Below are 10,323 nucleotides of genomic sequence, written 5' to 3' on the forward strand. Positions count from 1 at the left end.
ATCCGGGTGCTGCCCTCCAGCGACGGGAACTCGACCTCCCGCACCTCGTCCGCCCATTGAGGGAACCCCGAACCGTCGAGACCGCCCGGTATAGCGGGCTCCCTGAGCGGTCCGGGGTTCCCTCGCGGCCGCCAGGGCTTCCGGCGGCCGGGGGACACGGTGTTCACTGGGCGCATGCGAGCCATCTGGAAGGGCGCGATCACCTTCGGCCTGGTCAACGTGCCGGTGAAGATCTACAGCGCGACCGAGGACCACGACATCCCGCTGCACCAGGTCCACGACAAGGACGGCGGGCGGATCCGGTACCAGCGCAAGTGCGAGATCTGCGGCGAGGTCGTCACCTTCGACCACATCGACAAGGCCTACGACGACGGCGAGCGCACCGTGGTCCTGTCCAAGGACGAGCTGAAGGCGCTGCCGGAGGAGCGCGACCGCGAGATCGACGTCGTGCAGTTCGTGCCCAGCGAGCAGGTCGACCCGATCATGTTCGACCGCGCCTACATCCTGGAGCCGGACTCCTCCTCCCCCAAGGCCTACGTCCTGCTGCGCCGCACCCTCGAGCAGACCGACCGCACCGCGATCGTCGAGTTCGCGCTGCGGCAGAAGACCCGCCTCGCGGCGCTGCGCGTGCGCGGCAAGCTCCTGATGCTGCAGACCCTCCTCTGGGCGGACGAGGTGCGGGAGGTCGAGTTCCCGTCGCTGGAGGGCAGCACCCGGATCGCGGCGCGCGAGCTCGAGATGTCGGCGCACCTGGTCGACTCCTACTCCGAGGACTTCGACGCCGCGAAGTTCCACGACGCGTACCAGGAGGAGCTGCGCACGCTGATCGACGCCAAGATCGAGCAGGGCGACGCCCTCGACACCGCCGCGACCTTCGGAGAGGCGCCGGAGGAGGAGGGCGGCGGCGGCGAGGTGCTCGACTTGATGGAGGCGCTCAAGCGCTCGGTCGAGCGCAGTCGCGGGGCGAAGGGCGCGCCGGCGGAGGAGGCGCCCGCCGAGAAGAAGGCCGCGACGAAGACGGCTCCGAAGAAGGCGGCGGCGAAGGCTCCTGCGAAGACCGCCGCGAAGAAGAAGCCCGCGGTAACGACGTCCGAGACGGAGAAGAGCGCCGACGCGCCTGCGAAGAAGCGGACCCCGAAGAAGACCGCGGCGGCGGAGAAGGCGGCGTCCTAGGCCCGCCTGGCGCGGCCGCTCCGGGACGGACGGAGCCTCAGGCCCGCTCGGCCGCCCGGTCGGGCTCGTCGGCCGCGTCCAGCTCGTCCACGTCGTCGAGGTCGACCGCGACCGAGCTGACCAGCGCGAGCAGCGCCTCCGCGTAGGCGTTCTCGGCCGCCGCGTCCTCGAAGGTCCGCGCCCGCCCGCCGAGCTCGACCTCGACGGCGAACCGCGCCTCCGGCTCCGCGAGGCGCCGGAGGGAGCGGAAGGTCCCGCGGAGGAGCTCGCGCAGCTGGTCCTCCCGCGGCAGCCAGAGCGAGTCCTCCAGAGAGACGGAGTCGAGCGCCCACTCCGTGGTGCCGTTGAAGCCGAGGACGGTCCCGCTCGGATACTCGTGCGCCTCGATGGTCATGTCGCTGACGGTGAAGACGTCGCCGTCGAAGCCCTCCCGCTCGATCCGGAAGCGGTCACCGGTGCGGGGCGTCCAGCGCACGCCCGCCGTGCGCAGGGCACGGGCCAGCTCGAAGGAGATCATCCGACGAGTGTGGCCCGCGAAGCCGCGAACGCGCCGCGAGCGGCACCCGCGTGCCCCGATGTCGGTGGATGAGTTTACGTTCATGAAACGTCCGGTTCACAGGCCGGGCACCCGCACTGCATAGCGTGACCATGCGTGCCCCTTCCGGGGGTGCACCGGCCGCGCCGCGCGGCGACGACGCTGCGACCGCTCTTCCGAGCGGCGATCGAGAGGACCACCATGCCCGACTCTCCCACCCCCCCCGACCGCCGCCGGAGGCGCGGGCTCGGCCTGGCGGCCCTGACCGGCCTGGCCCTCGCGGCCGCTCCGCTGGTCGCGACCTCCGCCACAGCCGCACCCTCGGGCGACGAGCTCGTCATCAGCGAGGTCTTCGCCCGCGGAGGCTCCGCCGGCGCCGCGTTCAGCAACCGCTACGTGGAGCTCTACAACCCCACCGCCGGCGAGATCGCCCTCGGCGGCCTCTCGATCCAGTACCGCTCCGCGACCGGCACGGCGAACCCCACCACGACCGTGCCGCTCACCGGCTCGGTCCCCGCGGGCGGCCACTTCCTGCTCGCCGGCGCCAGCAACGGCACCAACGGCGCGGCCCTGCCGACGCCCGACCAGAGCGCGAACGGCCTCAACATGGCCGCCGCGGGCGGCACCCTCTTCCTCGTCGAGGGGACCTCGGCGCTCGTGGCGCCGCCCACCGGCGCCTCCGCACAGCCGGACGCGGTGATCGACCTCGTCGGCTACGGCACCTCGAACACCTTCGAGTCGTCCGTCGCGACGGTCCCCTCGCTCACCCAGACCATCGCCCGCGCGGACACCGCCACCGGCGACACCGACGTCAACTCGGCCGACTTCGCGCTCGGCGCACCGACCCCGCAGGCCGCGGGCGGAGGATCCGAGCCCGAGCCCACCACGCCGCCGTCGACGACTCCGCCGACCACTCCGCCGACGACCCCGCCGGCCGAGATCCCGGCCGTCTCGATCGCGGAGATCCAGGGGACCGGCGACTCGTCGCCGCTCGTCGGCAGCACCGTCACCACCTCCGGCGTCGTCACCGCCCGCTACCCGTCCGGCGGCTACAACGGCTACGTCATCCAGACCCCCGGCACCGGCGGCGAGAGCTCGCGCACGGCCTCCGACGCCGTCTTCGTCTTCTCCTCCGCCTCCGTCGGGTCGGTCGCGATCGGCGACCACCTGCGCATCACCGGCGAGGTGAGCGAGTACAACGGCCTGACCGAGCTCACCCCGACCTCGGCCGCGACCGTCGTGAAGCTCGACGCCGCCGCCGCGCCGGTCCCGGCCGCTGTCGCGCTCCCCCGCACCCCCGCCGAGCGCGAGGTGCTCGAGAGCATGCTGATCGCCCCGCAGGGCGCCTACACCGTCACCGACACCTTCGATCTGAACAGCTTCGGCTCGATCGGCCTCGCCGCCGGCACGTCCCCGCTGCTCACGCCGACCGAGGTCGCCCGCCCCGGCTCGCCGGAGCTCGCCGCCGTCGTCGCGGATAACGCCGCCCGCGCGATCACCCTCGACGACGGCGCCTCGATCAACTTCCTCGGCGCTGCCGCGAACAAGGCGATCCCGCTGCCCTACCTCACCCCGACCGCGCCGATCCGCGTCGGTGCTCCGGCGACCTTCGCCCGCCCCGTCGTCCTCGACTACCGCAACGGCGGCTGGGCCTTCCAGCCCACCACGCAGCTGACCGTCGAGAACGCCGGCGACGTGCAGCCCGCGACCTTCGCGAACACCCGGACCGCGAAGCCCGAGGCCGTCGGCGGCGACCTGTCGATCGCGTCCTTCAACGTGCTCAACTACTTCTCCACCACCGGCGACTCGATCACCGGCTGCACCTTCTACACCGACCGCGACGGCGACCCCGTCACCGTCAACAGCGGCTGCGACGCCCGCGGAGCGGCGAACGCCGACGACCTCGAGCGCCAGCAGGCCAAGATCGTGACCGCGATCAACACCCTCGGCGCGGGCGTCGTCTCGCTCGAGGAGATCGAGAACTCGGCCAAGTTCGGCAAGCCGCGCGACGAGGCCCTCGCCACCCTGACCGCCGCGCTCAACACGGCGGCCGGCTCCGAGGTCTGGGCCTACGTCCCCTCCCCCGCAGCGCTCCCCGCGCTCGCGGACGAGGACGTCATCCGCACCGCCTTCATCTACAAGAAGGCCGTCATCGAGCCGGTCGGCGAGTCCGTCGTGCTCAACGACACGGTGAACTTCTCGAACGCCCGCAAGCCCCTCGCCCAGGAGTTCCGCCTCCTCGGCGACAGCGCCAGCGAGTTCGTCGCGATCGTGAACCACTTCAAGTCGAAGGGCTCCGGATCCGGCGCGGACGCCGACCAGGGCGACGGCCAGGGCGCCTCGAACGCCTCGCGGGTGAAGCAGGCGACCGCCCTCGTCGCCTTCGCCGACCGCCTCCGCACCGAGAAGGCCACCGAGCTCGTCTACCTGCTGGGCGACTTCAACGCCTACTCGAAGGAGGACCCGGTGAAGGTGATCACCGACGCCGGCTACATCGACCAGGGCGCGAAGGACGGCAAGTACTCGTACTCGTTCGACGGCGCGGTCGGCTCGCTCGACCACGTGTTCGCCTCGCCCGCCGCCGACAGGACGGTCACCGGGGTCGACACCTGGAACATCAACAGCGGCGAGTCCGTGGCACTGGAGTACAGCCGCTACGACTACAACGCGACGATCTTCTACGACACCTCGGCGTTCCGCTCCAGCGACCACGACCCGGTCGTCGTCGGTCTCGACCTGCCCGAGACCCAGACGGACCCGGAGCCCGAGCCCGTCACGGTCATCGACGTCGCGACCACCGCCTCCACCAAGCGCCTCGCCGTCGTGCGGACGCTGACCGTGTCGGCGGTGAACAACGGACCGGAGACGGTCTCGATCGAGATCACGACCGCCTACGGCAGCAAGACGAAGAAGACGGTCAAGCCCGGCCAGTCGTTCACGGTGAAGACCGTGACCGTCTTCACGCCGATCAAGGCCGGAACGGCGACCATCGAGGTCACCGCGCCCGACGGCACCGAGCGCGTCTACAAGCAGGCGTACCGCGGCGCCTGATCCCGCGCGACCCCTGATCCCGACGAGCTCCGGCTCCTAGAGTTCGGGGATGCCCGAGGGAGACAGTGTGCACCGTCTCGCCGCCCGCCTCAGGCGGGCGGCGGACGGTCGCACCGTCCTCGAGGGCGAGCTGCGCTCCGGGGACGCGGCAGGCACCTCCCTCGCCGGGCTGCGGATCCTCGAGCACGACACCCACGGCAAGCACCTCCTCACCCGCTTCTCCGGCGGATCGACCCTGCACACCCACCTGCGGATGCAGGGCTCCTGGACCGTGACCGCTCTGCACCGAGCGGTCCCCCGCTCGGTGCAGAAGGACGTCCGCGTCCGCCTCCGCCTCGACGACGGCTCGACCGTCTGGGGCATCGACCTCCCGGTCGTCGAACTCCTCGCCACCCGCGACGAGCCGCGCGCCGTCGGGCACCTCGGTCCCGACCCGCTCCGCGCGGACTGGGACGCCGACGAGGCCGTCGCTCGTCTCTCCCGCCTCCCGGACCGGCCGGTCGTCGCCGCACTCATCGACCAGCGCTGCCTCGCGGGCCTCGGCAACCTCTGGGCCAACGAGGTCTGCTTCCTCCGCGGCGCCTGGCCCTGGCGGCCGATCGGCTCCCTCGACGTCCGCGCCCTCGTGGCGACCGCGGCGAGAGGCCTCCGCGCCTCCGTCACGATCCCGGGGATGTTCCAGACCACCACCGGCGGCACCCGCCGCGGCGAGCGGCACTGGGTCGCCGGGCGGGCCGGGCGCCCGTGCCTGCGCTGCGGCACGACGGTGCTCGTCCGCGAGGAGGTCCGCGACGACCCCGAGCAGCGCCGCACCTGGTGGTGCCCGCACTGCCAGCCCGAGCCGTCCGTCGCGTGACTGTCACCGACTGCGGGAACGGCGCGCCACCAGCGCCCCGAGCACCGCGGCGACAAGGACCACGACGGTCCAGCGGCCGCTCGGACCGCTGCCGCGACGCTCGTCTCCTCCCGCCGACGCGTCATCCTTGACGTCGAAGTACCGCGCGGAGAGGTAGCGGAGGCGGCGAGCGCTGATGACGATCGACTCGGCTTCCAGCCGCCTCACCTCCGATCGGCCCGGCGGCTGGATCCAGAGCGGATCGACCAGCACGAAGTCCCGATCCGGGCCGTCCTCGCCGTCTCTGCTCCAGGAGTGGAGGACGCCGGTGATCTCGCTGCCGTCCTCGAGTGTCGCAGTGACCTGTGTCGTCGCCGTCCCGGCGGCGAGCGTCGACCCCGTTCCGAAGACCTCCCACCACGCCGAACCACCCCGGGTTCCACTGAGGAGCGCCGACCTGCTCGACCCCAGGAACGCGGCGACGGTCGCCCCGACGACCAGGACGAGCCCACCCATCGCCAGGGTCCGGAAGGGATGCAGGCGCCAGTAGTCGAGCGGCTCGACCAGTGCGCTGCCCAGCTCCGCGCGCGCCGGCGGTACGAGGAGGGCGAGGCAGACCACGAGAAGGAGCGGAACGGCGTACGAGACCGTCGTCGCCGCGAGGACCACGCTCGTCTCGCGGAACGTCGACAGACGTCGAGTCGGTCGATGCTGTTCACGGAAAGTGACGAAGACGAAGCCCGGGAGAAGGAGCACGAGCAGGATCAGAATGCCTGTCACTGTGGTGGGTATCACGTCCGCCGCTTCCTCCTCGGACCGTCGTGAGCGAGAATCTGCTCATCAGTGTTCCATCGACGTGAGGAGGACAGCATGCCGAGTCGTGTTCCGACACCGCCCCGGTCTCGCCCGATCCAGGTCAAGGAGGGCCAGCAGGTCGTCTCCAACCCGAAACCGTTCCGCGTCACTCCCGTCTCGCAGGTGCCCAAGCCGAGTCCGCGTCCGCGCTGATCGGCTCGTTCCTCGTCCACGCCTGAGCGGTCCGCCGGATGGACCGCGTATCGCGGCGAACGGCCCCTGCGTAGGCTGGCCGCATGACGAACGAGTGGGGAACTCCGGATCCGTCCGCCCGGCGAGACCGGTCCGCGGAGGCCGTCCCGGCCGCCGCCTCCGGCGAGGTGGTGGAGCCCGCCCGCGTCGAGGACGCCGAGCGCGCTCTCGCCGTGCGGGAGGTCAAGCGGCGCCGCGACTTCCTGGGCTCGGTCGGCGGTTGGGCGAGCGTCTCGGCGATCACGACCGCCGTCTGGGTCGGCACGGGTGCCGACGGCTACTTCTGGCCGATCTGGCCGATGATCGGGATCGGGATCGGCGTCGTCGGCCAGGCCGTGTCGATCTGGGGTCCCGCCCGCAAGGAGATCACCGAGGCGGACATCGCCGCCGAGATGCAGCGCCGGGAGAAGCGCGGCCGCTGATCAGTCCAGGCGGCCGACCGAGGTGACGCGGACCACGGCAGCACCCTGCTCGTCCGACTCGGCGAGGTCGACGGTCGCCGAGATCCCCCAGTCGTGGTCGCCGGCCGGATCGTCGAGGATCTGCCGCACGAGCCACTGCGTCGGCTCCTCCGTGACGAGCAGCATCTTCGGCCCCCGGGCGTCGGGCCCGATGCCGATGCTGTCGTGCTCGTCGTAGTAGTCGTCCAGAGCGGCGCCCCACGCGTCGGCGTCGAAGCCGGCGGCGGCGTCGAGCTCGCCGAGCGCCTCGTGGTCGTCGAGGGCGGCGAGGGTCACCCGGCGGAACATCTCGTTGCGCACCAGCACGCGGAAGGCTCGGTGGTTGGCGGTGAGGCGGCGCGGAGCGGGCGGCACGATCGCCTGGTCCGCCGCGTGGAGCGCCGGATTGACCAGCTCCTCCCACTCGTCGACCAGCGAGGAGTCGACCTGGCGCACGAGCTCGCCCAGCCACTCGATCAGGTCGTGCAGCTCCTCGTTCTTGAGTTCGTCCGGGATGGTCTGGCGAGCCGCGCGGAACGCGTCCGACAGGTAGCGCAGCACCAGTCCCTCCGAGCGGGAGAGCTTGTAGAAGGCGGTGTACTCGCCGAAGGACATCGCCCGCTCGTACATGTCGCGCACGACCGACTTCGGCGAGAGCTCGAAGTCCTTCACCCACGGCTGCGCGGCGGTGTAGGTCTCGAACGTCGCCTCGAGGAGCTCCTCGAGCGGCTTGGGGTGCGTGACGGACTCGAGCAGCTCCATCCGCTCCTCGTACTCGATCCCCTCGGCCTTCATCGCGGCGACGGCCTCGCCGCGGGCCTGGAACTGCTGGGCCCCGAGGATCGGGCGCGGGTCGTCGAGGGTCGCCTCGAGCACCGAGATCACGTCGAGCGCGAAGCTCGGCGACTCCGGGTCGAGGACGTCGAACACGGCCAGCGCGAACGGCGAGAGCGGCTGGTTGAGCGCGAAGTTCGGCTGCAGGTCGACGGTCAGGCGGATGCGGGTCACGCCGTCGGCGCCGACGCTCTGCTCGACCACGCCCGCCTCCCGCAGCGTCCGGTAGATGCCCAGCGCCCGGCGGGCGATCTGCAGCTGCCGCTTCCACGGCTCGTGGTTGTCGAAGATCAGGGCGTGCACGTTCGCGTAGGCGTCGCCGCCGCGGGCGATCACGTTCAGCAGCATCGCCGAGGTGATCGTCATGTGCGAGGTCAGCGTCTCGGGCTCCGCGTCGACGAGCTTGCGGAAGCTCGGCTCCCCCCAGCTGACGAAGCCCTGCGGCGCGCGCTTGGCGACCCACTTCCTCCGCTTCTTCGGGTCGTCGCCCATCTTGTCGAGAGCCTTCCGGTTCTCGGACTCGTGCTCGGGAGCCTGCACGACCACGGTCCCGGCGGTGTCGTAGCCGGCGCGACCGGCGCGGCCGGCGATCTGGTGGAACTCGCGGGCCGAGAGCTGGCGCGTCCGGGTGCCGTCGTACTTGGTCAGCGCCGTGAGCAGAACGGTGCGGATGGGGACGTTGATGCCGACGCCGAGGGTGTCCGTGCCGCAGATCACGCGCAGCATGCCCTGCTGGGCGAGCTGCTCGACCAGCCGGCGGTACTTCGGCAGCATGCCGGCGTGGTGCACGCCGATCCCCAGGCGGAGCAGGCGGGAGAGGGTCTTGCCGAACGCGGTGGTGAACCGGAAGCCGCCGATCACCTCGGCGATGCGGTCGCGGTGCTCCCGGGTGGCGATGTTCGCGCTGGTGAGCGCCTGTGCGCGCTCGAGAGCGGCCGCCTGGGAGAAGTGCACGACGTAGACCGGCGACTGGTTCGTCGAGAGCAGCTCCTCGATGGAGTCGTGGATCGGCGCGATCTCGTAGAAGTAGTGCAGCGGCACCGGGCGCTCGACGCCGGTGACCCGGGCGGTCTCCCGCCCCGTGCGGCGGCTGAGGTCGGCGGCGAGCGCCGTCACGTCGCCGAGGGTGGCCGACATCAGCACGAACTGCACGTGCGGCAGGGTGAGCAGCGGCACCTGCCAGGCCCAGCCGCGCGCCGGGTCCGCGTAGAAGTGGAACTCGTCCATCACGACCTGGTCGACCGGGGTGTCCTCGCCGTGCCGGAGCGCCAGGTTCGCGAGGATCTCGGCCGTGCAGCAGATGATCGGCGCGTCGGCGTTCACCGAGGAGTCGCCGGTGACCATCCCGACGTTGGAGGCGCCGAAGACGTCGACCAGCGCGAAGAACTTCTCGGAGACGAGCGCCTTGATCGGCGCGGTGTAGAAGCTGCGGCGCCCGGAGGCGAGCGCCGCGGCGTGCGCGCCGATCGCGACGAGCGACTTGCCGGTGCCGGTGGGCGTCGAGAGGATCAGGTTCGCCCCGGAGGCGATCTCGAGCATGGACTCGTCCTGCGCCGGGTAGAGCGGGAGGCCGCGCGACTCCGCCCACTCGGTGAAGGCCAGGTAGACCGCGTCGTCGTCGACGCGCCCGTCCGCGTCGGGCGTCGGCATCCGGTCGAGCAGCGTCGAGGTCATCCCCCCATCCTCCCAGCCCGAGGCCCGCGAGTCGGCGACCGGGCCGCTACACCGCCGGAGCGAGAGCCCCGTCGACGAGTCCGACGACGCGGTCGGCGTCGGCCAGCACGGCGGGGTCGTGCGAGACGCTGACCACGGTCGCGCCGCGGTCCGCCTCCGCGCGCAGGACCGACCGGATCCGCTCCGCACTCGCCGAGTCGAGGCCGGTGGTGGGCTCGTCGAGGAGCAGCAGGTCAGCCCCGCGGGCGAGCCCCTGGGCGAGGAGCGCCCGCTGCCGCTGACCGCCGGAGAGCACCGCGAAGGGCTCCCGGGCGAGCGCGGCGATCTCCATCCGGTCGAGCGCGGTGGCGATCGCGTCCGCTGCGCGCGCGTCGCTGCGGCGGAGGCGGCCGAGCCGGCCCCAGGTCCCCACCGCCACCACGTCGCGCACCGTCACCGGGAGCCGGTCCGGGATCGACGCCCGCTGCGGCACGAAGGCGATCGCTCCGGTGACGTCCCGCGTGCCGGACGTCAGAGGACGCACTCCGGCGATCACCTCCAGCAGCGTCGACTTGCCGGCGCCGTTCGGCCCGGCGATCGCAGTGAGCGAGCCCGCGGCGACGTCGAGATCGACGCCCGCGAGAGCGCGGTGGGAGCCGAAGTCGACGTGCGCGCCTCGGAGGCGGTCTCGAAGGTGCGGGCGAGGCGGGCGCCGTCCGCGTAGTCGATCTCGTGCAGCCTCCGCTCGGCGGGCG

Annotated in this window: 8 protein-coding genes; 4 read left to right on the forward strand and 4 right to left on the reverse strand. The window is 72.0% G+C overall.

Annotation, left to right across the window (positions count from 1 at the left end; all coding sequences use genetic code 11):
• The first annotated feature begins 174 nt into the window (after positions 1 to 174).
• On the forward strand, positions 175 to 1,173 hold the full coding sequence (locus C5C24_RS16905; RefSeq protein ID WP_104305523.1) for a Ku protein: 999 nt from the start codon (positions 175 to 177) through the stop codon (positions 1,171 to 1,173).
• A 37-nt stretch (positions 1,174 to 1,210) separates the two neighbouring features.
• On the opposite strand, the gene C5C24_RS16910 is transcribed toward C5C24_RS16905, so the two are convergent.
• Positions 1,211 to 1,690, reverse strand: a complete 480-nt coding sequence (locus C5C24_RS16910; RefSeq protein ID WP_244230665.1) for a pilus assembly protein CpaE — start codon at positions 1,688 to 1,690, stop codon at positions 1,211 to 1,213.
• A 219-nt stretch (positions 1,691 to 1,909) separates the two neighbouring features.
• Here C5C24_RS16910 and C5C24_RS16915 point away from each other — a divergent pair, with 219 nt between their 5' ends.
• Positions 1,910 to 4,759 carry an ExeM/NucH family extracellular endonuclease gene (locus tag C5C24_RS16915; protein ID WP_104305524.1) on the forward strand — a complete coding sequence of 950 codons (2,850 nt, stop codon included), beginning with the start codon at positions 1,910 to 1,912 and terminating at the stop codon, positions 4,757 to 4,759.
• A gap of 49 nt (positions 4,760 to 4,808) precedes the next feature.
• A complete protein-coding gene (locus C5C24_RS16920; RefSeq protein ID WP_104305525.1) occupies positions 4,809 to 5,615 on the forward strand; it encodes a DNA-formamidopyrimidine glycosylase family protein in 807 nt (268 codons plus the stop codon).
• A gap of 3 nt (positions 5,616 to 5,618) precedes the next feature.
• Here C5C24_RS16920 and C5C24_RS16925 read toward each other — a convergent pair whose 3' ends face one another.
• On the reverse strand, positions 5,619 to 6,374 hold the full coding sequence (locus tag C5C24_RS16925; protein ID WP_104280798.1) for a DUF6338 family protein: 756 nt from the start codon (positions 6,372 to 6,374) through the stop codon (positions 5,619 to 5,621).
• A gap of 311 nt (positions 6,375 to 6,685) precedes the next feature.
• On the opposite strand from C5C24_RS16925, the gene C5C24_RS16930 reads away from it, so the two are divergent.
• Complete coding sequence (locus C5C24_RS16930; RefSeq protein ID WP_104280799.1) at positions 6,686 to 7,063, forward strand: 2TM domain-containing protein; 378 nt, start codon at positions 6,686 to 6,688, stop codon at positions 7,061 to 7,063.
• Here C5C24_RS16930 and C5C24_RS16935 read toward each other — a convergent pair whose 3' ends face one another.
• The gene (locus C5C24_RS16935; protein WP_104276363.1) at positions 7,064 to 9,589 is read right to left on the reverse strand and encodes an RNA helicase; all 2,526 of its coding nucleotides are present in this window, start codon (positions 9,587 to 9,589) and stop codon (positions 7,064 to 7,066) included.
• 46 nt (positions 9,590 to 9,635) lie between these two features.
• Positions 9,636 to 10,323: zinc ABC transporter ATP-binding protein AztA (gene aztA / locus C5C24_RS16940; protein WP_258065348.1), on the reverse strand; the 688-nt coding region annotated here is incomplete at its 5' end.

This window comes from Rathayibacter sp. AY2B3 (assembly GCF_002931755.1).
Classification (GTDB): Bacteria; Actinomycetota; Actinomycetes; order Actinomycetales; family Microbacteriaceae; genus Rathayibacter.